This is a genomic window from Streptomyces avermitilis MA-4680 = NBRC 14893 (genome assembly GCF_000009765.2).
Taxonomy (GTDB): domain Bacteria; phylum Actinomycetota; class Actinomycetes; order Streptomycetales; family Streptomycetaceae; genus Streptomyces; species Streptomyces avermitilis.
The window spans coordinates 2,500,100-2,523,368 of sequence record NC_003155.5; the positions used below are offsets into that span (position 1 = coordinate 2,500,100).

Sequence of the window (23,269 nt, forward strand, 5' to 3'; positions counted from 1 at the left end):
AACGCGAGAGGGCCCCCGGATGGTTCCGGTGGGCCCTCTGGGCGTCGACGCTGTCCGAAATTACCGGGGCGATGTCCTTACTGGGGTACGGGAGTGGCCTGCGCGGGCGCGACCGGTTCCGTGCGCGGAGCGAGCAGCCGTTGCGCCAACTCCCCGAAGATCAGGCCGAATCCGGTCCACAGGGTGAGCTGGATGGCGAGGGCGGAGGTCCGGAACCGCCACAGCAGGGTGGCCGGGAAATCCTTCGGGACCTCGTTGATGACCGGCAGGAACGCGTACGCGAGACCGATCGCGAGGCCGAAGAAGGCGACCGCCGCGACGGTGGCGTACCACGTACCCCACCTGGGTGCGAGCCGCTTGCCGAGGATCACCGCGGCGACCGCGAGGAGCACGCTGAGCACCATCATCAGGAAGTACAGGGTCGTGCGCTTGCCGATCGTGTCGGGGTCGCCGACCGACGGCGGGTTGGCCGGGTACTTCAGGAACGGCACGACGTACACGGCGAGCAGGGCCGTGGCCGAGAGCAGCAGGGCCGTGGCACGCGGCGTGAAGCGGCCGACGCGGCCGAGGGCGAAGCAGTAGGCGAGGGCGGCTATGCCGCCGAAGGCGACGCCGTAGACCAGGACCCCGGTGGCGAGGCCGCCGGTGGACTGGAGGCCGCGGCTGACCAGTTCGACCTCGTGCTCGTGCGCCGGGGCATGGGCCTCTTCGAATCCGATGGCGTCGTCGACGCCGGGTTCGCCCAGGAAGTAGGCGACGAGGAGGGCGAGCACGCCGGCCCCCAGGCCGGCGAGCATGCCCCGCACGAGAAGGTTTCTGACAGTTGTGGAGTTCATGGGTGTGCGGCGTCCCTCGTCAGTGGCAGGGGAAGCCGAGGAGGTGGCGGGCGTCGTGCACCCACTCGTGGACGTCCGCGCCGTTGACCACGGAGGTGGCTCCCTGCTCGGCGCCGACGAAGTACAGCAGGACGAGCATCAGAATGCCGAAGAAGACCGCCCAAGGGACGATCGCGCCGATCGGCAGCTTGGCGGGAAGAGCGGGAGTGGTGGCTGTCGGCTGGGCGACGGTCTGCGCCATGGCAGGACCTCCTCGGGAGTTCGCGTCCCATCTCGGTGGTGCACAGGACGACAGCCGCGGGTCTGACTTGCGAGGCGCTTCGCCCATCGGGGCGGCTCGTCTCGTTCACAGTGGCGCGACCGTGCCGGATTTCCACCGGCTTCCGCTATGCCGTCGTCGTTATCGCACCGACCGTACCGCGTGCCGGGTCCCTGGCCAAGACCGGGCCGCCTGCCGTGATCTTCGTGCGGCACAGGACGGCCGGCCGGAGTGACGCAGGGGTCAGCGGTGCTGGGCGCGCCGGCGGTGACAGCGGCGGGCGGAGTGCGCCGGCCTCGGCTCCCGCGCCGGCCCCGGCGGACCGCCGCCCGCCGATGTCGTAGACGCTGTAGTCGCGCGGCGGGTCGATCATGCCGAACCACGCCTCGTAGATCTGCGAGTGCGGCCCGTCGACGTACGGATCGGCGGGGAGTTCGGTGTCCCGGAGCCCGGCGCGCTCGATGACGTTCCGGGTGATGTACCGCTCGGCTGTAGTGCCGGTCACCTGTTCAAGGAGTTCGCCGAGGAGCAGGTAGTTGGTGTTGGAGTACACCCCCGGAGTGCCGCCCGGGGCGCCGACGGCAGGTGCGGTGACCCCCATCTCGATCAGTTCGGTGGGGTGAAACCGCGTGAGCCGGTTGTCGTCCAGGCTCTGGGGCCCGGTGTCCGCGAGGGCGGGGAACGCCCTGAGGGAGGGGTAGGCATAAGGAAGGTACTCGGCGAGGCCGCTGCTGTGGTTGATCAACATCCGGACCGTGATCGCGTCACCGCGTTCTCCGGGAACCAGCCTCGGAAGGTACCGGCCGATCGGAGTGTCAAGACCGATCAGGTCACCGACGAGGAGTGCAACGCCCCGCGCAGCAGCACCCGCTGACGCCCACCGACAGCACCAACAGGTCCTCAGCCCGTACGGGTAGGGCAGTCCCCGCCCTCAGGGTGTAGCCAGCTCCACCTTCGATTTGGGGGTGCACTGTCTCGTGACGGCGAGCGGGCGACGGCATCGTTGAACCCAGCCGATCCAAGAGGTTCACCGCTCCCGCCGCCCGGAAGGACACCGCCATGAAGTCGCTGCTCTCGTCGAAGCCGGAGACGGCATACGAGACGCGGCACATGGAGCGGACGGCGGGCGGCGTGCACGACACCGCCGCACGCAGGACCCCGGCCGCTCCCGGCCCGCTCGCTTCCTTCGCCCGGTTCGTCCTGTGCGGCGGCGGAGTCGGGGTCGTCTCCAGCACCGCCGTGGCCCTGCTGGCCGCACTGATGCCCTGGGCGGTGGCGAACGCGCTGATCACCATGGCCTCCACCGTCCTCTGCACGGAGCTGCACGCACGCTTCACCTTCGGGGCCGGGCAGCGTGCCGGATGGCGTCAGCACTGGCAGTCCGCCGGGTCGGCCACGGCCGCCTACGCGGTGACCTGCGCCGCCATGCTCGTGCTGCGCATGGTGCAGCCGTCGCCCGGGATGCTCTGCGAGCAGGCCGTCTATCTCAGCGCCGCCGCGCTCGCCGGAATCGGGCGCTTCCTGGTACTGCGCCTGTTCGTCTTCGCCACCGACCGGAACCGGAACCGGACCACGACCACGACCACAGCCACAGCCACAGCCACGGTCCGAGCGACGAGCCCTGCACGGCCGTGGGACCTGTCGGAAGCGGGGCGGGCGCGGGGCACGGAGACCATTGCTGCGCGGGTCAGGTCCTATGCCTCGGCCGACGTCAGCAGGTGCGGGGCGAGGGCGGCGACCGTTCCCGCCCTCCGGGGAAGCTCTCGGTGCCGGGCCATCAGGCGTCCCGCGCAGGGCAGTTCGACGGTGCGCCCACCGATCTCCTCAGGCCGCAACAGGCCGCACCGGTTCGCCGGTAGGAAACGCGCCGTGCGCTGCGACCCGGCTGGGTCAGCTCCGGCGGGCGGGACCGAGGCCGGCGCCTCGGCCTGCGGCGTGTGCTGACGACGGCGTCGGCCGACCGGCGTCCTCGGTGCCGCGTTGCGGTGGGGCGGGCTTGGTCTGCCAGGCTGCTCCTGGTGGGCGCCCTCCCGTCGGGGCAGCGGCCGCCGTGGGTGGGGTGACCTGCGCGCAGTCGGCGCTCGCCCGACCGCAGCACGGCGTCCGAATCCCGCCAGACAGGGCGGCCGGCAGGCCGCAGAGTTGATACGTGGCCATCAGGACATCACCGAGACCTTTGCAAGGAGCAGACCGATGACGGTCTACGCGACGATCGACAGCCCGCTGGGCGCATTGCTGCTGGTGGGCGAGGAGTCCGCCACCGCCAAGGGCGGTACCGCGCTGGCCTCCCTGTCCGTGCCGGGCCAGAAGGGCGGCGCGACCGTCCAGGACGACTGGCTCGAGAAGGCGGAGGCGTTCGACGAGATCGTCACCCAGCTCACCTCCTACTTCGACGGCAGGCTGACCCGGTTCGACATCGAGTACGTCACCGGCGGCTCGGAGTTCCAGCGGCGCGTGTGGCAGGCCCTGGAGGCCATCCCGTACGGCACCACCCTCTCCTACGGCGACATCGCCGCGCGGATCGGCGCCCCGAGGGCCGCGGTCCGGGCCGTCGGCACGGCGATCGGCGCGAACCCGCTGCTGGTCGTCCGCCCCTGCCACCGCGTGATCGGCGCGAGCGGCGCGCTCACCGGGTACGCCGGCGGCCTGGAGCGCAAGCGGCGGCTGCTGGACCTGGAGAACGCCCACCGGGACGCCTGACCGGGTTCCCGGGTCCCGGGCCCGGTCTCCGATCCGCTCTCCCCCGGCTCCCGCGCCCGGCTTCGTGTTCGCGCAGCCGGAGCCAAGATGGCGCCCACGCCCACAGCACCCGAGGAACCCGACCACCATGAACGGCACCGCTCATCTGCCACCCCGCATCGGCGACCGCGTCGCCGAGTGCGACTGGTCCGCCATCACCGACGAACTCGACGAGTACGGCAACGCCCCCACCGGGCAGCTTCTCACTCCCGCCGAGTGCCGCGGGATCGCGAACCTGTACGAGGAGCCCGACCGCTTCCGCTCGACCGTGGACATGGCCCGCCATCGCTTCGGCTCCGGCCAGTACCGCTACTTCACCCACGAACTGCCGGACACGGTCGCCGAGTTGCGGGCGGCGTTCTATCCCCGTCTGCTACCCATCGCCCGCGACTGGGCCGAACGGCTCGGCACATCCGCCCCGTGGCCGGACAGCCTGGCGGAGTGGGTAGCGCTGTGCCACGAGGCCGGACAGGCCAGGTCCGCCCAGATCCTGCTGCGCTACGGTCCCGGCGACTGGAACGCTTTGCACCGCGACGTGTTCGGCGAGATGCTCTTCCCACTCCAGGTCGTCATCGGCCTCGACGCCCCCGAAGTCGGCTTCACCGGCGGCGAGTTCATCATGACCGAGCAGCGCCCCCGCGCACAGTCGAGGGGTTCGTCCAGGACCCTGCCCCAGGGTCACGGGCTGGTCTTCACCACCCGCGACCGGCCGGTGGCGAGCAGGCGGGGCTGGTCCACCGCGCCGATGCGGCACGGGGTGAGCACGGTCCGCTCCGGGCGACGGCACACGCTCGGCCTCGTCTTCCACGACGCCGCATGACCTTCGCCGCACCCGGACGGAACAGCGGCACGGCCGACGTACGTGCACGCTGCTCGGACCGGACGGGCGGCCGTACCGCAGTAGTACACCGGGAACCCTGGGCGGACAGAAGCCGTCGAAGGTGATCACTCGACGCGGCGCTCACGACCTGGCCCTGGCGGTAGGTGGGGCTGCGGGTCTCCTCGTTGCCCGAGGGGGTCTTCGCCGGTCGTCCCGGCGAGGGCCTGTCCTCACGTCATCGCGACGACGACCTTTCCGGCCTTCGCGCGGCCCTTCTCGACGTACTCCATGGCCTGTCGGGTCTCCGCGAAAGGGAAGACACGGTCGACGACGGGACGGATCTTCCCGGTGTCGATGAGCGGCGTGAGTTCGCGCAGCTGGTCGCCGCTGGCCTTCATGAACAGGAACGAGTACGTCACGTTGCGGCGCTTGGCGCGGCGCCGGGTCCTGAAGCTCAGCGCGCTCATCGCCAGTCGCAGGATTGGCTTCGCGCCCAGCTCGCGGGCGAAGGCCGGGTCGGGAGGGCCTGCGATGCTGATGACCTTCCCGCCGGGCTTGAGTACCTGAAGGGACTTCTCGAGCGTCTCGCCGCCGAGGGTGTCCAGGACGACGTCGTAGCCGTGAAGGACCGTCTCGAAAGCCTGCTTCTTGTAGTCGACGACGACGTCCGCGCCGAGCTCCTTCATCAGGTCGGCCTTGGCCGTGCTCGCGGTGGTGGCCACGTGCGCGCCCAGCTGCTTCGCCAGCTGGACGGCGATGGTGCCGACGCCGCCGGAGCCCGCGTGGATGAGGACCTTCTGACCTGGCATCACGCGTGCCCGCTCGACCAGCGCCTGCCACGAGGTCAGGGCCACCAGGGGTAGGGACGCGGCCTCCTCCATGGTGAGCGTGGCCGGTTTGGCCGCCACGTCGTCCTGGTGGACGGCGATGAGTTCGGCGAACGTACCGATGCGATCCTTGTCGGGCCGCGCGTAGACCTCGTCGCCCACCGCGAACCGCGTGACGGCCGATCCCACTTGGACCACCACCCCGGCGAGGTCGTTGCCCAGGATGAGCGGGAGACGGTACGGCAGGAACGCCTTGAAGTCCCCGTCGCGGAGCCTGAGGTCCAGCGGGTTGACGCTCGCCGCGTGGATCTGGACCAGGATGTCGTCGGCGCCCACCTGCGGGTCCGGCATCTCACCGGCGCGGACGCCGGCTTTGTCGCCGTACCGCTCGATCATGAAGGTCTTCATCGTCGTCTCCGTTCCTCGTCCGCGAAGGGACGGGATCGCTGTTCATCCTGGGCTTCTCCCAGGGCGGGACACTTTGTGGTGTTTGCTCCGGCCCCTTGGAGCCCCTCGCCGATGCGGCGGACATCCGCCGACGCGGCTTCTGCCTGCCGCGGGCCTCAAGAGCGGCTCGGCCACCGGGAGCCAGCCGCCATGCCTTCGGCGTCAGGCCACTGGTGCGGGCCGGCGGGTCGTGGAAACCGCGTCCCGACTGTTCCGGGAGCAAGGCACCCGCGTCAGCGTCGCCGACCTCATGAAGGCGTCCGGCCCGACCCACGGCGGCTTCTACAAGCAGTTCACTTCCAAGGAGGCCCTCATCGGCGAAGCCACCGCCCACGCGTTCGACGAACTCGCCCGGCTCCGCAATGACGGACTCGAGCAGCATGCCGGGCAGCGCGACGCCGCCCAGCAGGCACTGATCGACACCACCGAGGGAGTGAGCGACTTCGCCGAATGGCTCACCGTCGAGGACCGGGACGGCATCACCCGTCTGTGCACCATGCTCGGCGCACTCATCCCGGCCCGAGCCACCAAAGACCCCCACTCTCCGAGGAAATCCTCACCACCGCGCGCGCAGCATTGACGGCAACCAGCTGATCGACGACAGTCAGCCGATCAGGGGCACGGCGCCGGGCAGCAGATCCAAGTCGCCCGCGCCAGCGCGAGCGCCCGCCCTTGCCTGCTGCGGCCCACACCCGGCGGCCCACACCCGGCGGCCCACACCCGGTCCAGGCCTGAACCGGATCGGCGCGCCGATCGGGGTGCGCGGCGGACAGGTACTCCATGACGGTTGTTTCGCAGACACGAACGAGCCGCGTCAGGCGAACCGGGTCGACGGTGTGGCGGGCTCGCCACAGGTACGGCCAGCAGTCGCGGCATGCCGTTCGAGCCCGCCGGGGCCGGCCGCTTACGCCTGCTGCGGCTGACCGTCCCGCCGGCTGTCATGCTGGGCGAGGAGGGACAGCAGGTCCGCCACGGTCGAGCCGTTGTCCGCCGGGTGCCGCAGGAAAGTGCCCGGCTGAATGCGGTACGTATTGGAACGTCCCTGCCGGGTGTGGGTGAGATAGCCGCCCTGCTCCAGATCGGAAATGATCTTCTGGACCGCCCGCTCGGTGAGTCTGCAGTGCGCGGCGATATCGCGAATACGCACGGTGGGATCCTCGGCGATCGCAGACAGCACGCGAGCGTGATTGGTCAGAAATGTCCAGCCTGTATGTGTCTCAGGTACGTCACCCATGCCGCCAGGATAGGACGCTCCATTCGCGTAAACCAAAGGGTGAAATTCGTTTCATGTATCTCTTGACGGGTGAGACACCAGAGGGTGAGTCTGGACGCGGAGACGACTGGATGCCTCAGGAGCGGCCGCCATGTCAGAGCAAGAGCTTTCCCAGCTGTCGGGGGGCATGGATGACGCTGCCCCCTGCCCTTGGCTGAAGGTCGAGGTACATCCGGCCGGCGACCGGCAGGTTGTCGTGGCGTACGGCGACATCGACGTCGACACCGAAGCGATCCTGCAACGGGCTCTGCGCGAAGCTCTCGACCATTCGGTCAGCGGCGTGAACCTCGATCTCGGCGCCGTCGGCTTCTGCGACTGCGCCGGGCTCAACGTCCTGCTGCGCATGCGTCGGCATGCTCTGGCACATGGCAAGACACTCGCCGTCCAGGCCACCGGCCCGGCGACCGGAAAGCTGCTCACGATCACCGGCACACTGTCACTGTTCGACGTCACGGCCGGCCCCGGCACGCGCGCCAAGGGCCGGAACCCGCTTCCACCGGAACCGCACGACCCGAGCCGAGTCGACCACATCGACGGGACCGGCCGGGGCAGAGACGGAACCGACCTGGAAACCGACGGGACAATCGACGGAACAGTGGTCGACCTGCGCATCGAAGTCGGTCAGCTGCGGCGCGCCATGCAGACCCGGCCCGTGATCGATCTGGCCCGCGGTGTACTGATGGCGTCCTTCGGTCTGAGCGCCGAGGACGCCTGGACCGTGCTGGTCACGGTGTCCCAGCACACCAACACCAAACTGCACCAGATAGCCGAGGACCTGGTGAACACGGTCCAGGGAGCCCCGCTGCCCGAGCCGTTGCAGCGGCAACTCGCCGAGGCGGTCATGCCGTTCAGCCGGGTACGGAATGCGGGGGCGTGACGGCCCTGTCCGCGGCCGCCGCACCGCGACCAGCGGGGCACAAGTGCGAGTGACGGATCCGCAGGTCTCACACTTCACCTCACACCGCACACCGCCGCACACCACCGCCGCCCCCGCCCGCCGCCCGCCACCCTTTCGCGCACGGCGGGGAAACGGGCGTCGACGACGAATCCCCCGACGGCCGTCGAGCCTGTGCGGATCTGTCCGCCGACGGCCGCGGCCCGCTCCCGCATGCCGAGCAGGCCGTGTCCGTCGGCCCGCTCGGTGTGGGGCGGCCCGGGTCCGTTGTCGCGGATACGCATGCGCAGGGCGTCCTCGGTGTAGATGAGCTCGACGTCGACGGCGGCGCCCGGCGCGTGCTTGCGGGCGTTGGTGAGGGACTCCTGGACTATGCGGTACGCGGCGAGTTCGAGGCCGGGTTCCAGTGTGCGCGGGGAGCCGGACAGGATGAGGCGGACCGACGTCGATCCGGACGCCTCGCGGGCCTCGTCGAGCAGTTCGCCCAGCCGGCGCAGGTCCGGCTGCGGTCGACGCTCGCCGCCGGTCACGGGCTCCGTGTCCTCCCGGAGTACGCCGAGCAGCCGGCGCATCTCGGTGAGGGCCGCGCGGGCGGTGTCCCCGATGCCGAGCAGCCTGTCGGCGCCCACGGCGGGCATGCCGGGGGTGGCCACCCGGGCCGTCTCGGCCCGCACGGCGATCATGGAGATGTGGTGGCCGACGACGTCGTGGAGCTCACGGACGGTCCGGGCGCGCTCCCCGCGTGCGGCGTTCTCCCACTGGGTGCCGGCCATGACCTGCTGGACTGCCGTGTGTTCCCGCTGGTGTTCACCGGTCCGCCGGACCAGTCCGACGAGTGCGGCCACCGGCGCGAGCGCCGCGAGCAGGACCACCCGTGTGCGGAAGTCGGTGTCCTGGGACGCGGGCAGTGCCAGGGCGAGGAAGGGGGCGCCGAGCAGCACGGCCGCGACCGGGTGACCGCTGCGGCCGAGCCGGTACTGGGCGACGCACTGGGCGGCGAAGCCCGCGAGTGTCAGCGTCTGGAAGATCACGAGCGATCCGAAACTCGCGGCCGTGACGGTGACGCCGGCCGGCAGGGGGCGCAGCAGAGCCAACGGCAGTGCGGTGAACAGACACAACAGGCCGACCACCATGGCGAGTTGCACACCCGCGACGCCGCCGTCGCGGACGCCCGTCGTGGCGGACTCGGCGAACATCCGCGGGATCGATCCGTGCCCCACGACGAATTCGGCCAGCGATTCCACGACCGCGAGGAGTCCGAGCAGCACCGAGAACACGCCGCGCGCATGCGGAAGTTCGACGCCACGGTGCCGCGTCGTGCTCCAGGTGTCACGCCAGGCAGTCGCACGGTCCACGCCGGCCATTATCGCAATGGGCGCCGGACGTGATCGTCCCTCTGGAGAGCCAGAACGCCGTCCCTCGGACGGGGGACGACATCGGGGCAGTACGCCAACACCGAGGCAGTACGCCGGGGCAGTACGCCAACACCGAGGCAGTACGCCGGGGCAGTACGCCAACACCGGGGCAGTACGCCGGACATCGAGGCAGTACGTCGGACACCGGCCCCGCCTGCTCCCGATCGCACGCCCCTGCCATCCACCCCCCGCTATACACCACATGTATAGCTGTCATGTACATTGCGAGCTATGCCTTCTCTGACCAAGAAGATGAAAAGACCGGGGACCAGGTTCCGTGCGGCCGCAGTTTGTGCGGCTGTCGTCTCCCTCGCCCTCCCCCTGGCGGGCTGCTCCTCGCTCGAGACCACCGCGCCCAGTGCCGCCCGGGCACATGCCGCCGGGGCCGCGGCCCGACTCGGGACCGTGGACTGCCGGCAGACCAAGTGCATCGCGCTGACCTTCGACGCCGGGCCCAGCGAGAACTCCGCGCGGCTGCTCGACATCCTCAAGGAGAAGAAGGTGCCCGCCACCTTCTTCCTGCTCGGCAAGCGGCACATCGAGAAGTATCCCGAGCTGGTCAAGCGCATGGCCGACGAGGACCACGAGGTGGCCAGCCACACCTGGGACCACAAGATCCTCACCCGGCTCAAGCCGGCGGAGATACGCGCGGAACTGGAACGGCCGAACAAGGACATAGAGCGGCTCACCGGGCGGCAACCGACCCTGATGCGGCCGCCGCAGGGTCGTACGAACGCGACGGTGCACAAGATCTGCCGGGAGCTGGGGATCTCCGAGGTGCTGTGGAGCGTGACCGCCAAGGACTACACGACCGACGACCCCAAGCTCATCCAGAAGCGCGTGCTGGCCCAGTCGAGCCGTGACGGGATCATCCTGCTCCACGACATCTACCCGGGTACGGTCCCGGCCGTGCCCGGCATCATCGACGCACTGAAGGAACGCGGGTACGTCTTCGTCACCGTGCCGCAGCTGCTGGCGCCCGGCAAGGCCGAGCCGGGGACCGTCTACCGGCCCTGACGGACGGCCGGGCCACGGGGATACCCCGCGCGGCGCTCACCAGACCAGGTGCAGACTCCGCGGTGAGCGGTGGATCAGGGTGGGGCGCATGGTCACGGGCCGGTCGTCGGCCGGCCGCAAGCCCGGCAGGCGGCGCGTCAACTGCTCCAGTGTGAGCCGCAGTTGCTCGCGGGCGAGCTGCGCGCCGGGGCAGCCGTGCACGCCGAAGCCGAAGGCGAGATGGCGGCGCGGGGTGCGGGTGATGTCGAACTCGTCGGGCCGCGGATGCCGTCCCCCGTCGCGGTTCGCCCCGCCGAAGGCCACGAACACCGATGCTCCCGCCGGGAGTTCGGTTCCGGCGAGCGTGACCGGCCGGGTGGTGACACGACGGAAGCCCTGGAGCGCGCTGTCGTAGCGGGCGGCCTCCTCGATGGCCGCGGGAATGCGCTCGGGCTCCGCGCACAGCAGCTCCCACTGCCGCGGGTGCCGCAGCAGGTTCAGTACCGTCGTGCCGATCAGGGCGGTCGTGGTCAGGTGCCCGGCGAGGAGCAGGTTCTGCAGATGCGCCACGATGTCGTGCCGCTGATCGAGCGTCAGCTCACCGTCTCCCGGCGCCACGGAGGCGATGATCTCGGAGGCCAGGTCCTCGCGCGGATCGGCACGGCGGTCGCGTACGAAGGCATCGAGGAGATGCTGCATGGCGACCACGTCCTGCGCGGCAACCACCTGCTCGTCCTCCGTCAGCGGACGGAAGAGGAGCTCTTCGGCGCGGTGCCCGCCGTACACGACGGCCGGCACGTCGGCGGGGTCGAGGCCGACGATTCTGCCGATGACGTCACCGGGCAGCCGGCGGGCATAGGCGGCCATCAGCTCGACGCGGCCGCTCTCCGCGCCGCTCAGGAACCTGTCGACGAGGGCGGTGGCGCGCTCCGCGGCGTACGGCAGCACGGCGGCGACGCGCGCGGGCGAGAGACCGCGCACGATCGGCGCCCGCAGCTCCTGATGGCGGGCGCCGTCCGCGGTCACCACGACCGGACGCCCGCCGAACCCTCCGCCGAGCACGGCGAGGGCGGCGGGCGCGGGCATGACATCGGGCCGCAGTGCGTTGGCCGAGGAGAAGTCGTCGGGCCTGCGCAGCACCTCCCGTACGTCCGCGTCCCGCGCCACCAGCCAGGCGTCCAGCTCGGGGACGTGCTCGAGGGCGGTGAACCGCCGCGCCCGCGCGTAGTGCGGGTAGGGGTCGCGCTGCAACTCGTCGAGCCTGCCGTGCAGTTCGAGGTCCACGGGGGGCGCCCTCCGGCCACGGATGCGGGTCGGCCCCATGGTGCCGTACAGGTGTGCGGGGCGGTAGGCCATTCCCGGACGGGCAGGGCGCGGCCCGTCCGGGCCCGGGTCAGAACACCACCGTCCACCCCTCGTGCGCGGCCTGCTCGGCGGTGTACGAGACGCCGTGCACCTTGAGGCCGTCGGCGTCCAGCAGGGTGATCTCGCCGCCATGGTTGCCCAGTTGGGCTCCGTCGGAGAGGGGTGCGCTCAGGGTGGCGCCCGCCGCGAGCGGGCCGGGCGGCACCGGGCCGCCGTGTCCCAGGCGATCGACGAGGCGCCAGCCGGTGAGGTCGACCGGGGCGGGCGAGGCGTTGATGAGCGTGACGCTCTCCGTCTCGGGGGCCGGGCCGGGCGGATTGACCAGGGCCGCCACGAGACGCACCGGCTGCAACCCGGGCTCGGGGCGGGGCCCGGCGACATCGAGGGCGTGGCCGGTGGCGTCGTCCGTGTGCCACTTCTGGCTCTGGAAGGCGAGGAACACGCCGACCCAGCGCGACTGGGCCGGGAAGTGGATCAGCAGCCCGCCGTCCTGCCAGACTCCGTCGTCGCCCTCGAAGCGACGGCTGTTGCCCTGGTTCATATGGATGTCGTGGACGCCGTTGCCGGGCAGGAAGTCGAAGACCTTGTCCCGGAGCTCGGCCTCGGGTCCCCAGCGCTCCCCGAAGACGTACATCCGCGCGGCCGGATCCTCCACCGCCCGGCGTACGTAGTGGTCGAGGATGTCGGCGAGGTCGTTGTCGGGGCCCTCCACCTCCGGCGGAAGCGTGCGCATCTTCGACGGGTCGAAGAGATTGCCGCGGACGAAGTCGAGATTGGGTCCGCCCGGCCCCGACGGCAGCTTGCTCCACCCGCTCACGAGGCCCTCCAGACGGGCCGTGATGGGGTGACGGAAGTCCTCGTCGACCAGGTAGAGCAGCTCGGAGGGCCGCTCCTGGGACTTGACGTTGACCGAGGCGCGGTAGTGCGTGCCTTGATCGTCCGTCAGATGGACCTGGTAGTGCGGCGTGTCGGTGGAACCCTCGCGACGGACGTCGACCGCGCGTGCGATCAGTACGCCATAGGTCTTCAACGGCATGACGACCAACTTTCCCTGAGAGGGACGGGCGGATTGCTCCCCCGAGGGAATGGTAGTGGGATGTCATCATTTGTCGCTCAGTCGGTTCATACATTCAGGGGTCGGGGGAGTCCTCGGTGATGCGCCTACGATCACTCCGTGGTCCTCTTCCTCCTCGAACGCGTCGCGCCGGTTTCCGTCGATCAGGCCTGGCACCGGCTCACGGACTGGGAACGCCACGCGGCCGTGGTCCCGCTGACCCGGGTCACCGTCGCCACGCCGCCGCCGACCCGCGTCGGGACGCTCTTCGTGGCCCGCTCAGGAATCGGCCCGCTCGCCTTCGACGACCCGATGGAGGTCGTCGCCTGGCAGCCGCCGGGGGCGGGCGCCCCGGCCCTGTGCCGACTGGCGAAGAGGGGCGGCTTCGTCACGGGTTGGGCCGAGATCGAGGTGCATCCCTACGGTGACGGAGCCTCGCGGGTGGTGTGGCGGGAGGATCTGAGCGTGCGAGGGCTGCCGCACGCCTTCGACAGGCCCCTGGGCGCGGTGGCCCGACGGATGTTCGGCCGGGCGGTGGACGGGCTACTGCGGCCCGGCCCGGCCTCGTGAGAACCCCGGACCGAACCTACGCCCTCACCGGCCTCGGCCACCGCACGCTCGCCGTCGACCGGGCGAAAGCGTAGATCACCGGGACCCGCGACCGTTGTGCGGGTCCCGAACGGCGCCTCACGGTCCGGCGAGGACGGTCCTGCGGTCGCAGCCGGGTTGTCAGACCGCCGGTCTACAGTCGCGCTCCATGACCGAGACCTCTCACCTGCACACCACCCGGACGTCGTACGACGCCGTCGCAGTCGATTACGACAGGCTGCTCAGGAACCATCTGGCGCACCTGCCCTTCGACCGGGCCATGCTGGGAGCGTTCGCCGAGCGGGTGGTCGCCGAGGGCGGAGGGCCCGTCGGCGACCTGGGCTGCGGGCCCGGGCGGGTGACCGTCCATCTGAAGTCGCTCGGGCTGGATGCCTTCGGGATCGATCTGTCACCGGAGATGGTCGCGGTGGCCCGGCAGACCTACCCGGAACTGCGGTTCGACGTCGGGTCGATGACCGGACTCGACCTCGACGACGGCTCACTCGCCGGAGCCCTCGCCTGGTATTCGCTCGTCCACACCCCGCAGCCGGAACTGCCGCCTGTCTTCGCGGAGTTCCATCGGGTGCTCGCTCCCGGCGGACATCTCCTCATCGCCTTCAAGGCGGGCGACGAGTGCGTCCACCTGGAGCACGCCTACGGCCACGATCTGTCCCTGGACGTCTACCGCTTCCCGCCCGAGCGGATCTCCGAGTTGTTGCGCGAGGCCGGTTTCGTCGAGGTCGCCCGGCTGGTGCGGGAAGCCGACGCGAGCTGGGAGAAAACCCCACAGGCATACCTGCTGGCACGCAAGCCCGCCCAGCCGCGAGCCCCCCGGCCGGATACGCCAGAGGCCTCCACCCGAGACGCAGCGGCCTCCTGAGCCACCGCTCAGGCCACCGACCCGATCCGCCCCGCCATGCTCGACGCGGCGTCGTGGTGGATCGGGGTGTGGGCGCCGGTCAGGGAGACCCCGCTGCCGCCGCGACGGCCCGCGACGATCTCCGCGGCGATGGACAGGGCGGTCTCCTCCGGCGTACGGGCACCGAGGTCCAGGCCGATGGGCGAGCGCAGCCGTGCCAGTTCCAGTTCCGTGACGCCGACGGCGCGCAGGCGGTCGTTGCGGTCCAGGTGGGTGCGGCGGGATCCCATCGCGCCGACGTACGCGACCGGGAGGCGCAGCGCCAGCTTCAGCAGCGGTACGTCGAACTTGGCGTCGTGGGTCAGGACGCACAGGACCGTCCGGCCGTCCACCTGGGTGCGCTCCAGGTATGTGTGCGGCCACTCGACGACGATATCGTCGGCCTCCGGGAAGCGCGTACGTGTCGCGAAGACGGGGCGGGCGTCGCACACCGTCACGTGGTAGTTCAGAAACCTGCCGATGCGGACCAGCGCCGACGCGAAGTCGATCGCACCGAAGACGATCATGCGCGGTGGCGGGACGGAGGATTCGACGAGGACCGTGAGCGGTGCTCCGCAGCGAGCGCCCTGCTCTCCCGTCTCCAGCGTGCCGGTGCGGCCCGCGTCCAGGAAGGCGCCGGCCTCCCCCGCCACCGTGCGGTCCAGTTCGGGGTGGGCGCCGAAGCCGCCCTCGTACGAGCCTTCGGGGCGGACCAGCAGCGCGCGTCCCAGCAGCTCCGCGGGGCCGGTGACGATCCGTGCCACGGCCGCCGCCTCCCCGTGCGCCGCGGCGGCCAGCGCGGCCGCGTACACCGGCCGGGCGGGATCGGCCGCCCGGACCGGTGTGACGAGGATGTCGATGACGCCGCCGCAGGTCAGTCCGACGGCGAAAGCGTCCGTGTCGCTGTACCCGAAGCGCTCCAGGACGGTTTCGCCGTCCTCGAGCGCCTGCCGGCACAGCTCGTACACGGCGCCCTCCACGCAGCCGCCGGAGACCGAGCCGATCGCCGTGCCGTCGGCGTCCACCGCGAGGGCGGCGCCGGGCTGGCGGGGTGCGCTGCCGCCGACGGCCACCACGGTGGCCACGGCGAAGTCGCGTCCCCGCTCGACCCACCGGTGCAGCTCTTCGGCGATGTCCAGCATCTCTCGGTCTCCTTTGACTGCGGTTGCGGTGGGGGCTTTCCCCGACGTTTCCCGACGTTTCCCGACGGGCGTCTAGTGGACGCCCAGCCAGCTCTCTATCGGGTTGAGGGCGAAGTAGACGAGGAAGATCACCGTCAGGCCCCACATGAACGCCCCGATCTCCCTGGCCTTGCGCTGGGCGGCCTTGATGGCGACGTAACTGAGGACCCCGGCCGCCACGCCGGCGGTGATGGAGTACGTGAACGGCATGATCACGACGGTCAGGAAGACCGGGATCGCGGTGCCGCGGTCGGACCAGTCCACATGCCGGGCGTTCATCATCATCATGGCTCCGATGACGACCAGCGCGGCGGCGGCGACCTCACCCGGGACGATCGCCGTCAGCGGGGTGAAGAACAGGCAGGCCGCGAAGAACAGGCCGGTGACCACGGACGAGAGGCCGGTACGGGCGCCCTCGCCGACCCCGGTCGCGGACTCGACGAAGACCGTCTGGCCGGAGGCGCCCGCGACGCCGCCGATCGCACCGCCCGCGCCGTCGATGAACAGCGCCTTGGACAGGCCCGGCATCCGGCCCTGGTCGTCGGCGAGCCCGGCCTCGGTGCCGACGCCGATGATGGTGGCCATCGCGTCGAAGAAGCCGGCGAGGACCAGGGTGAAGACGATCATGCCGACCGTCATCGCGCCGACCTGGTCCCAGCCCCCGAACTCGACCTTGCCGAAGATCGAGAAGTCGGGCATCGAGACCGCGCCGCCGTGCAGTTCGGGTGCGCCGCTCGCCCACTGCCTGGGGTCGATGACGCCGAGGGCGTTCAGGACGACGGCGAGGACCGTGCCGGAGACGATGCCGATGAGGATGGCGCCGGGCACGCCCCGGGCCTGGAGCATGAAGATGAGAAGCAGGGTCGCGGCGAAGAGCAGGACCGGCCAGCCGGCGAGTTCACCGGTCGGGCCGAGGGTGACCGGGGTCGCCTTGCCCTGGTGCACGAAGCCGGCCTTGTAGAAGCCGATCAGCGCGACGAACAGGCCGATACCCATGGTGATCGCGTGCTTCAGCGCCAGCGGGATCGCGTTCATGATCATCTCGCGCAGGCCGGTGAACACCAGGAGCATGATCACGACGCCGTAGATCACGCACATGCCCATGGCCTGCGGCCAGGTCATCTGGGGCACGACCTGCGAGGAGAGCACACCGGAGACGGAGAGGCCGGCGGCCAGGGCGAGCGGCACCCGGCCGGCGAAACCCATCAGAAGCGTGGTGCAGGCCGCCGCAAACGCGGTCGCGGTGATCAGGGCCTGCTGGCCGAGCGTGTTCCCCGCCGCGTCCTTGCCGGACAGGATCAGGGGGTTGAGGAGCAGGATGTACGCCATCGCCATGAAGGTGGTGACGCCACCGCGCACCTCGCGCGCGACCGTCGAGCCACGCCGGGATATGTGAAAGTACCGATCGAGCCAGGACCGGCCGGCCGGGACGCGGGTTCCCGCACCCGCGTCGTCGGCGACGCTCCTGGGCTCCACTGATTGCTGGGTCATGGTGCCATCTCCCAAGGTTCACAGGGGCACCCGCGTCAGCCACCCTGATGGCTGAGGTCAACCGCCGTTGCGGCTGCGGGATTTGGGAAGGTGCACGACCCGGGGGACGGCCCGAGACGAACAAGGGGGCTGTCGGGGGGACGAAGTCCCCCCGGGAGCGCTCGTTACTTACCGGTCAGGTGCTCCGGCCGTACGGGCGTCCGGTTGAGTTCCAGACCCGTCGCGTTCCGGATCGCCGCGAGGACGGCCGGGGTCGACGACAGGGTCGGGGCCTCGCCGATGCCGCGCAGCCCGTAGGGAGCGTGGTCGTCGGCGAGTTCGAGCACGTCGACCGGGATGGTCGGCGTGTCGAGGATGGTGGGGATCAGGTAGTCCGTGAAGGAGGGGTTCCTGACCTTCGCCGTCTTCGGGTCGACGATGATCTCCTCCATGACCGCCATGCCCAGGCCCTGGGTCGTACCACCCTGGATCTGGCCGATGACGGACAGCGGGTTGAGCGCCTTGCCGACGTCCTGGGCGCAGGCCAGTTCGATGACCTTCACCAGACCCAGCTCGGTGTCGACCTCGACCACCGCACGGTGCGCGGCGAACGAGTACTGGACGTGGCCGAAGCCCTGTCCGGTCCGCAGGTCGAAGGCCTCGGTCGGGCGGTGCCGCCACTCGGCCTCGACCTCGACGGACTCGTCGCCGAGTACGTCCACGAGGCCGGCGAGGACCTCGCCCGCGTCGGTGACGACCTTGCCGCCCTCCAGGAGCAGCTCGGCGGTCGCCCAGGCGGGGTGGTACGTACCGAACTTGCGGCGGCCCAGCTCCAGGACCTTCTCGCGGACCAGCTCGCAGGAGTTCTTGACGGCGCCGCCGGTGACGTACGTCTGACGCGACGCGGATGTCGAACCGGCGCTGCCCACCTGGGTGTCGGCCGGCTGGATCGTCACCTGTGTGACGCCCAGCTCGGTGCGGGCGATCTGCGCGTGGACGGTGACACCGCCCTGGCCGACCTCCGCCATCGCGGTGTGCACGGTGGCGACCGGCTCGCCACCGACCACCTCCATCCGCACCTTGGCGGTCGAGTAGTCGTCGAACCCTTCGGAGAAGCCGACGTTCTTGATGCCGACCGCGTAGCCGACACCGCGTACGACGCCTTCGCCGTGCGTGGTGTTGGACAGACCGCCCGGCAGCTGCCGCACGTCGGCGCCCTCGCTGCTCTCCCACTGACGCTCGGGCGGCAGCGGCATCGCCTTGACGCGGCGCAGGAGTTCGGCGACCGGCGCCGGGGAGTCGACCGGCTGTCCGGTCGGCAGGAGCGTGCCCTGCTCCATCGCGTTCAGCTGACGGAACTCGACCCGGTCCATGCCCACCTTGTCGGCGAGCTTGTCCATCTGGGCCTCGTACGCGAAGCACGCCTGCACCGCGCCGAAGCCGCGCATGGCGCCGCACGGCGGGTTGTTGGTGTAGAGCGCGATGGCCTCGATGTCGACGTCGTCGATGACGTACGGGCCCGCCCCCAGCGAGGACGCGTTGCCGACGACCGCCGGGGAGGCCGACGCGTAGGCGCCGCCGTCAAGGACGATGCGCGCCTTCAGATGTGTGAGCTTGCCGTCGCGCGTGGCCCCGTGCTCGTAGGAGAGCTTCGCCGGGTGGCGGTGCACATGGCCGAAGAAGGACTCGAACCGGTTATAGACGATCTTGACCGGCTTGCCGGTGCGCAGCGCCAGCAGGCAGGCGTGGATCTGCATCGACAGGTCCTCGCGGCCGCCGAAGGCGCCGCCGACACCGGAGAGCGTCATACGGACCTTGTCCTCGGGCAGGCCGAGGACCGGCGCGATCTGGCGCAGGTCGGAGTGCAGCCACTGGGTGGCGACGTAGAGGTCGACGCCACCGTCCTCTGCGGGCACGGCGAGGCCGGACTCCGGTCCGAGGAAGGCCTGGTCCTGCATGCCGAAGGTGTACTCGCCCCGGACGATGAAGTCGGCCTTCTTGGCGGCCTCTTCGGCGTTGCCGCGGACGATCGGCTGGCGGTGCACGATGTTCGGGTGCGAGACATGGCCGATGTGGTGGTCGGTGCGGCCCTCGTGGACCAGGATCGCGTCGGGCGCCGTCGCGGACGCCTCGTCCGTGATGACCGGCAGTTCGCGGTATTCCACCTTGATCTTGGCGGCGGCGCGGCGCGCGGTCTCCGGGTGGTCGGCGGCGACGATCGCGACCGGCTCTCCGTGGTGGCGCACCTTGCCGTGGGCGAGGACCGGGGTGTCCTGGATCTCCAGACCGTAGTTCTTCACGTCGGTCGGCAGGTCGTCGTACGTCATGACGGCGTAGACGCCGGGCTGCGCGAGGGCCTCGGAGGTGTCGATCGACACGATCTCGGCGTGCGCGACCGTGGAACGCAGGATCTGGCCCCAGAGCATGTCCTCGTGCCACATGTCGGACGAGTACGCGAACTCGCCGGTGACCTTGAGGGTGCCGTCCGGACGGAGCGTGGACTCGCCGATGCCGCCCTTGGACTTGGTGCCCTGCGTGATTTTGGTGGGCGTACCCGTGGTTCCCATGGTCAGACCGCCTCGGACTGCCGGGCGGCCGCGAGGCGGACCGCATCCATGATTTTCTCGTAACCGGTGCAGCGGCAGAGGTTGCCGGAGAGCGCCTCGCGGATGTCCGCGTCGGTCGGCGTCGGGTTGCGCTCCAGCATCTCGTCCGCCGCGACCAGCAGACCCGGGGTGCAGAAGCCGCACTGGACGGCGCCGGCGTCGATGAACGCCTGCTGGATCGGCGAGAGCGCCGCACGCGGGGAGACGCCGGTGCCCTCGCCGGTCCGGGAGTCGCCCGGCCGGGACTCCCACCGCTGGGCGTCCTGAAGCGACGTACCGCAGGAACCGGTGCCGCAGGAGCGCTGCTCGGCGTAGTCCGCGAGGCCCTCGACCGTGATGACCTCGCGGCCCTCGACCTGGCCCGCCGCGACCAGACACGAACACACCGGCACGCCGTCCAAGCGGACCGTGCAGGAGCCGCACTCACCCTGCTCACAGGCGTTCTTGGAGCCCGGCAGGCCGAGGCGCTCGCGCAGGACGTAGAGCAGGGACTCGCCCTCCCACACGTCGTCGGCTTCCTGCGGGCGGCCGTTGACCGTGAAATTGACGCGCATTACGCGACACTCCCCTTCTGATGTGTCCGACCGTCAGCGCCGCGGTACGTCTCCCAGGTCCAGGTCAGCGTGCGGCGGGCCATGATGCCGACCGCGTGGCGGCGGTAGCTCGCCGTGCCCCGGACGTCGTCGATCGGGTTGCAGGCGGCGGAGCACAGGTCCGCGAACTGCTTGGCGACCGAGGGGGTGATGATCTTTCCGTTGTCCCAGAACCCGCCCTCCTCGAGCGCCGCGTTCAGGAACTCCTCGGCGGTCTTGGCGCGCACCGGGGTGGGCGCGGCGGATCCGATGCCGGTGCGGACCGTGCGGGTCTCGGGGTGCAGGGCCAGGCCGAAGGCGCACACCGCGATCACCATGGCGTTGCGGGTGCCGACCTTCGAGTACTGCTGCGGGCCGTCGGCCTTCTTGATGTGGACGGCCCTGATGAGCTCGTCGGCGGCCAGCGCGTTGCGCTTCACGCCGGTGTAGAAGTCGTCGATCGGGATCAGACGCGTGCCGCGTACGGACGCGACCTCGACCTCGGCGCCCGCCGCGAGCAGGGCCGGGTGGGCGTCACCGGCCGGGGAGGCGGTGCCGAGATTGCCGCCGACGCCGCCGCGGTTGCGGATCTGCGGGGAGGCCACGGTGTGGGAGGCCAGGGCCAGGCCGGGCAGCTCGCCGCGCAGGCTCTCCATGATCTGGGTGTACGGGACGGAGGCCCCAAGGCGCACACTCTCCTCGCCGACCTCCCACTCGCTCAGCTCGCCGACGCGGTTCAGATCGAGGAGGTACTCGGGCCGGCGGTGGTCGAAGTTGATCTCGACCATCACATCGGTGCCACCCGCAATCGGCACAGCGGTGGGGTGCTCGGCCTTCGCGGCGAGCGCCTCCTCCCAGCTGGCGGGGCGAAGGAAGTCCATGACCGGCTCTCTTCTTCGTTTTGTGGGTCGTTCTGTTTGAGCCAGATCGTGTGCGGCGGCCCGGGCTCGTTCATGTGCTGTTCACGCGGATGGGAGTCAGTACACCGCTCCGTCCTCCGGTGGGGTCAGTCACCGAAACCATGAAGGAGTTGGCTGGCCAGGGCAGTCATCTTGTAGATTCGTATGAACGGAGGCCATCAGTAACCTCTTGGTCTTCCTCCGGAAACAGTGAGCACAGCTTTCGAAAGCCCAGGACACAGCCCCGGAGGGCCGGGGCCACCGTTCTCCGGCATCCGCGGACCCACTCCACGGAGCCCTGGGATCCGCTTGGCGGGTTCTCACCTTCAGTTCATCGTAGATTTCGAGACAAGAACGGCGGCGACGAGAATGCGGCTGCGCGCACTGCTGGACACCGACGCGCTGGGCCTGCGGCTGCTCGGCGGCGAGGGCGAGCTGGACCGCACCGTACGCGGTGTGATGACCACGGACCTCAAGGACCCCAGCCGCTACCTGTCGGGCGGCGAGCTGGTGCTCACGGGCCTGGCCTGGCGGCACGACGCCGCCGACACCGAGCCCTTCGTGCGCATTCTCGCGGGCGCGGGCGTCGCGGCGCTGGCCGCCGGTGAGGCGGAGCTGGGCGACATCCCGGACGACCTGGTCCTGGCCTGCGCCCGGCACCGGCTGCCGCTGTTCGCCGTCAACGAGTCGGTGGCCTTCGCGACGATCACCGAGCACGTCGTACGGCAGGTCTCCGGTGAGCGGGCCGGGGACCTCGCGGCCGTGGTCGACCGGCATCGGCGGATGATGACCTCGGGCCCGGCGGGCGGCGGCCCGGACGTGGTCCTGGACCTGCTCGGCTCCGACCTGGACCTGCGCGCCTGGGTGCTCTCCCCCACCGGGCGGCCCATCGCGGGCTCGAACCTCAGCGGCCCGCTGCCCGCCACGGACGTGTGCGCCCGGCTGGCCGCCGAGCACCTGGCGGCGGCGCGCACCGGGCGGCGGGGGCCGCACCGCGTGCTGGTAGGCACGACGACGTACTCGCTCTTCCCGGTCCACAGCAGCGGCCGGTCCACCGGCGCCTCCAGGGACGTACGCGAGACGGTGCTGTCCGACTGGCTGCTCGCCGTGGAGGCGGACGCCGGGGACTGGCCCGCCGAGCGCCTCGACCTGCTCCAGGGCGTCACACAGCTCATCGCGGTCGAGCGGGACCGGCGGGACGCGGCGCGCACCGTGCGGCGGCGGCTCGCCCAGGAGGTGCTCGAGCTGGTGCAGACCGGTGCCGCGCCCGCCGAGATCGCGGCCCGGCTGCGGGTCGCCGCGCCGGTGCTGCTGCCCGGCCTCGGGTCGGCGCCGCACTGGCAGGTCGTGGTGGCCCGGGTGGAGTGGGACGGCGGGGAGATCGAGGGCGGCCCGGTCGCCCAGTCGCTCCTCGAGGAGATCCTCGTCGACCCGCTGTCGACCGGAGCCGAGCACTCCGATCGCATCGCCGTGGCCCATACGGGTGAGGAGGCGGTCGCGCTCGTCCCCCTTCCGGCGGTTTCCTCGGAGCACGACGGCTCCGAGGCCGGGCTGCTCGCGGACACCCTGCTGGAGGCCGTACGCGACCCGCTGTCCGCGGGCCTGAACGACGACGGGCGGCTCACGCTCGGGGTCAGCGCGGCCGTGCACTCCGCGGAGGGGCTGCGCGGCGCCCTGGAGGAGGCCCGGCACGCCCGCCGGGTGGCCGCCGCCCGCCCCGGCCGGGTCTGCGCGGCGGGCCACCAGGAGCTGGCCTCGCACGTCCTGCTGCTCCCCTTCGTCCCGGACGACGTGCGCCGCGCCTTCACGGCCCGTCTGCTCGACCCCCTGCGGGAGTACGACCGCCGCCACCGCGCCGAGCTGATCCCGACCCTGGAGGCGTTCCTCGACTGCGACGGTTCGTGGACGCGCTGTGCCGCGCGTCTCCACCTGCACGTCAACACGTTGCGCTACCGGGTGGGACGCATCGAGCAGTTGACGAGTCGCGACCTCTCGCGCCTCGAGGACAAGCTGGACTTCTTCCTGGCATTGCGCATGAGCTGAGGTCACGGCACTGTGGGCCCGGTGGCACCAAGTGCCGCCGGTGTCCCACGACTTTGTGAAATCCTTCACCCACCCTCTTGGCCCGG

The 23,269-nt window shown here is 70.8% G+C and carries 20 protein-coding genes and 2 pseudogenes; 9 read left to right on the forward strand and 13 right to left on the reverse strand.

The window, feature by feature from the left end; translation table 11 throughout:
- Positions 1–77: 77 nt before the first annotated feature.
- From SAVERM_RS10775 to SAVERM_RS10785, 3 genes are all read right to left on the reverse strand, one after another.
- A complete protein-coding gene (locus SAVERM_RS10775; RefSeq protein ID WP_010983489.1) occupies positions 78–836 on the reverse strand; it encodes a CbtA family protein in 759 nt (252 codons plus the stop codon).
- 19 nt (positions 837–855) lie between these two features.
- Positions 856–1,077, reverse strand: coding sequence for a CbtB domain-containing protein (locus SAVERM_RS10780; protein ID WP_010983490.1), 222 nt, complete (start codon positions 1,075–1,077; stop codon positions 856–858).
- 145 nt (positions 1,078–1,222) lie between these two features.
- Complete coding sequence (locus SAVERM_RS10785) at positions 1,223–2,017, reverse strand: serine hydrolase domain-containing protein (RefSeq protein ID WP_338059017.1); 795 nt, start codon at positions 2,015–2,017, stop codon at positions 1,223–1,225.
- 188 nt (positions 2,018–2,205) lie between these two features.
- On the opposite strand from SAVERM_RS10785, the pseudogene SAVERM_RS10790 reads away from it, so the two are divergent.
- The 3 genes and pseudogenes from SAVERM_RS10790 to SAVERM_RS10800 form a co-directional block, all read left to right on the forward strand.
- Positions 2,206–2,694, forward strand: a pseudogene (locus SAVERM_RS10790) (GtrA family protein); the annotation flags it as partial.
- A 594-nt stretch (positions 2,695–3,288) separates the two neighbouring features.
- Positions 3,289–3,795, forward strand: coding sequence for a methylated-DNA--[protein]-cysteine S-methyltransferase (locus tag SAVERM_RS10795; protein ID WP_010983493.1), 507 nt, complete (start codon positions 3,289–3,291; stop codon positions 3,793–3,795).
- Positions 3,796–3,922: 127 nt separating this feature from the next.
- Positions 3,923–4,654 carry a 2OG-Fe(II) oxygenase gene (locus SAVERM_RS10800; protein WP_010983494.1) on the forward strand — a complete coding sequence of 244 codons (732 nt, stop codon included), beginning with the start codon at positions 3,923–3,925 and terminating at the stop codon, positions 4,652–4,654.
- Between the two features lie 230 nt (positions 4,655–4,884).
- Here SAVERM_RS10800 and SAVERM_RS10805 read toward each other — a convergent pair whose 3' ends face one another.
- Positions 4,885–5,889 (reverse strand): NADP-dependent oxidoreductase, encoded by a 1,005-nt coding sequence (locus SAVERM_RS10805; RefSeq protein ID WP_010983495.1) that lies wholly within the window; start codon positions 5,887–5,889, stop codon positions 4,885–4,887.
- A gap of 229 nt (positions 5,890–6,118) precedes the next feature.
- Between SAVERM_RS10805 and SAVERM_RS10810 the strand changes: the two are divergent.
- A pseudogene (locus tag SAVERM_RS10810) lies at positions 6,119–6,522 on the forward strand (TetR/AcrR family transcriptional regulator).
- A gap of 310 nt (positions 6,523–6,832) precedes the next feature.
- On the opposite strand, the gene SAVERM_RS10815 reads toward SAVERM_RS10810, so the two are convergent.
- Positions 6,833–7,162, reverse strand: coding sequence for a helix-turn-helix transcriptional regulator (locus SAVERM_RS10815; protein ID WP_010983497.1), 330 nt, complete (start codon positions 7,160–7,162; stop codon positions 6,833–6,835).
- A gap of 130 nt (positions 7,163–7,292) precedes the next feature.
- Between SAVERM_RS10815 and SAVERM_RS10820 the strand changes: the two genes are divergently transcribed.
- Positions 7,293–8,078: an ANTAR domain-containing protein gene (locus tag SAVERM_RS10820; protein WP_010983498.1), complete on the forward strand. Its 786-nt coding sequence runs from the start codon at positions 7,293–7,295 to the stop codon at positions 8,076–8,078.
- Positions 8,079–8,152: 74 nt separating this feature from the next.
- Here SAVERM_RS10820 and SAVERM_RS10825 read toward each other — a convergent pair whose 3' ends face one another.
- Positions 8,153–9,451 (reverse strand): sensor histidine kinase, encoded by a 1,299-nt coding sequence (locus tag SAVERM_RS10825; RefSeq protein ID WP_010983499.1) that lies wholly within the window; start codon positions 9,449–9,451, stop codon positions 8,153–8,155.
- Positions 9,452–9,763: 312 nt separating this feature from the next.
- On the opposite strand from SAVERM_RS10825, the gene SAVERM_RS10830 reads away from it, so the two are divergent.
- A complete protein-coding gene (locus SAVERM_RS10830) occupies positions 9,764–10,528 on the forward strand; it encodes a polysaccharide deacetylase family protein (RefSeq protein WP_010983500.1) in 765 nt (254 codons plus the stop codon).
- 36 nt (positions 10,529–10,564) lie between these two features.
- On the opposite strand, the gene SAVERM_RS10835 is transcribed toward SAVERM_RS10830, so the two are convergent.
- Both SAVERM_RS10835 and SAVERM_RS10840 read right to left on the reverse strand, forming a co-directional pair.
- The gene (locus SAVERM_RS10835; RefSeq protein WP_010983501.1) at positions 10,565–11,791 is read right to left on the reverse strand and encodes a cytochrome P450; all 1,227 of its coding nucleotides are present in this window, start codon (positions 11,789–11,791) and stop codon (positions 10,565–10,567) included.
- Between the two features lie 109 nt (positions 11,792–11,900).
- Positions 11,901–12,908, reverse strand: a complete 1,008-nt coding sequence (locus SAVERM_RS10840; protein WP_010983502.1) for a DUF2278 family protein — start codon at positions 12,906–12,908, stop codon at positions 11,901–11,903.
- Positions 12,909–13,046: 138 nt separating this feature from the next.
- On the opposite strand from SAVERM_RS10840, the gene SAVERM_RS10845 reads away from it, so the two are divergent.
- Positions 13,047–13,496, forward strand: coding sequence for an SRPBCC family protein (locus tag SAVERM_RS10845; protein WP_010983503.1), 450 nt, complete (start codon positions 13,047–13,049; stop codon positions 13,494–13,496).
- A gap of 187 nt (positions 13,497–13,683) precedes the next feature.
- Positions 13,684–14,394 carry a class I SAM-dependent DNA methyltransferase gene (locus tag SAVERM_RS10850; protein ID WP_010983504.1) on the forward strand — a complete coding sequence of 237 codons (711 nt, stop codon included), beginning with the start codon at positions 13,684–13,686 and terminating at the stop codon, positions 14,392–14,394.
- Positions 14,395–14,402: 8 nt separating this feature from the next.
- Here the strand turns inward: SAVERM_RS10850 and SAVERM_RS10855 are convergent, their stop codons facing one another.
- From SAVERM_RS10855 to SAVERM_RS10875, 5 genes are all read right to left on the reverse strand, one after another.
- Positions 14,403–15,554: an XdhC family protein gene (locus tag SAVERM_RS10855; protein WP_010983505.1), complete on the reverse strand. Its 1,152-nt coding sequence runs from the start codon at positions 15,552–15,554 to the stop codon at positions 14,403–14,405.
- A 72-nt stretch (positions 15,555–15,626) separates the two neighbouring features.
- On the reverse strand, positions 15,627–17,084 hold the full coding sequence (locus tag SAVERM_RS10860) for an NCS2 family permease (protein WP_010983506.1): 1,458 nt from the start codon (positions 17,082–17,084) through the stop codon (positions 15,627–15,629).
- A gap of 164 nt (positions 17,085–17,248) precedes the next feature.
- Complete coding sequence (locus SAVERM_RS10865; protein ID WP_010983507.1) at positions 17,249–19,630, reverse strand: xanthine dehydrogenase family protein molybdopterin-binding subunit; 2,382 nt, start codon at positions 19,628–19,630, stop codon at positions 17,249–17,251.
- 2 nt (positions 19,631–19,632) lie between these two features.
- The gene (locus tag SAVERM_RS10870; protein WP_010983508.1) at positions 19,633–20,223 is read right to left on the reverse strand and encodes a (2Fe-2S)-binding protein; all 591 of its coding nucleotides are present in this window, start codon (positions 20,221–20,223) and stop codon (positions 19,633–19,635) included.
- A complete protein-coding gene (locus SAVERM_RS10875) occupies positions 20,223–21,122 on the reverse strand; it encodes an FAD binding domain-containing protein (protein WP_010983509.1) in 900 nt (299 codons plus the stop codon). The genes SAVERM_RS10870 and SAVERM_RS10875 overlap by 1 nt, the downstream gene beginning before the upstream one ends.
- A 387-nt stretch (positions 21,123–21,509) precedes the next feature.
- Here SAVERM_RS10875 and SAVERM_RS10880 point away from each other — a divergent pair, with 387 nt between their 5' ends.
- The gene (locus SAVERM_RS10880; RefSeq protein WP_010983510.1) at positions 21,510–23,183 is read left to right on the forward strand and encodes a helix-turn-helix domain-containing protein; all 1,674 of its coding nucleotides are present in this window, start codon (positions 21,510–21,512) and stop codon (positions 23,181–23,183) included.
- Positions 23,184–23,269: the final 86 nt, after the last annotated feature.

Excerpts from the sequence above, each read along its gene's own strand:
- SAVERM_RS10775 (WP_010983489.1), bottom strand. The coding sequence starts at position 836 with ATGAACTCCACAACTGTCAGAAACCTTCTCGTGCGGGGCATGCTCGCC.
- SAVERM_RS10780 (WP_010983490.1), bottom strand. The coding sequence starts at position 1,077 with ATGGCGCAGACCGTCGCCCAGCCGACAGCCACCACTCCCGCTCTTCCC.
- SAVERM_RS10795 (WP_010983493.1), top strand. The coding sequence starts at position 3,289 with ATGACGGTCTACGCGACGATCGACAGCCCGCTGGGCGCATTGCTGCTG.
- SAVERM_RS10800 (WP_010983494.1), top strand. The coding sequence starts at position 3,923 with ATGAACGGCACCGCTCATCTGCCACCCCGCATCGGCGACCGCGTCGCC.
- SAVERM_RS10805 (WP_010983495.1), bottom strand. The coding sequence starts at position 5,889 with ATGAAGACCTTCATGATCGAGCGGTACGGCGACAAAGCCGGCGTCCGC.
- SAVERM_RS10815 (WP_010983497.1), bottom strand. The coding sequence starts at position 7,162 with ATGGGTGACGTACCTGAGACACATACAGGCTGGACATTTCTGACCAAT.
- SAVERM_RS10820 (WP_010983498.1), top strand. The coding sequence starts at position 7,293 with ATGTCAGAGCAAGAGCTTTCCCAGCTGTCGGGGGGCATGGATGACGCT.
- SAVERM_RS10830 (WP_010983500.1), top strand. The coding sequence starts at position 9,764 with ATGAAAAGACCGGGGACCAGGTTCCGTGCGGCCGCAGTTTGTGCGGCT.
- SAVERM_RS10840 (WP_010983502.1), bottom strand. The coding sequence starts at position 12,908 with ATGCCGTTGAAGACCTATGGCGTACTGATCGCACGCGCGGTCGACGTC.
- SAVERM_RS10850 (WP_010983504.1), top strand. The coding sequence starts at position 13,684 with ATGACCGAGACCTCTCACCTGCACACCACCCGGACGTCGTACGACGCC.
- SAVERM_RS10855 (WP_010983505.1), bottom strand. The coding sequence starts at position 15,554 with ATGCTGGACATCGCCGAAGAGCTGCACCGGTGGGTCGAGCGGGGACGC.
- SAVERM_RS10860 (WP_010983506.1), bottom strand. The coding sequence starts at position 17,084 with ATGACCCAGCAATCAGTGGAGCCCAGGAGCGTCGCCGACGACGCGGGT.
- SAVERM_RS10865 (WP_010983507.1), bottom strand. The coding sequence starts at position 19,630 with ATGGGAACCACGGGTACGCCCACCAAAATCACGCAGGGCACCAAGTCC.
- SAVERM_RS10870 (WP_010983508.1), bottom strand. The coding sequence starts at position 20,223 with ATGCGCGTCAATTTCACGGTCAACGGCCGCCCGCAGGAAGCCGACGAC.
- SAVERM_RS10875 (WP_010983509.1), bottom strand. The coding sequence starts at position 21,122 with ATGGACTTCCTTCGCCCCGCCAGCTGGGAGGAGGCGCTCGCCGCGAAG.
- SAVERM_RS10880 (WP_010983510.1), top strand. The coding sequence starts at position 21,510 with ATGCGGCTGCGCGCACTGCTGGACACCGACGCGCTGGGCCTGCGGCTG.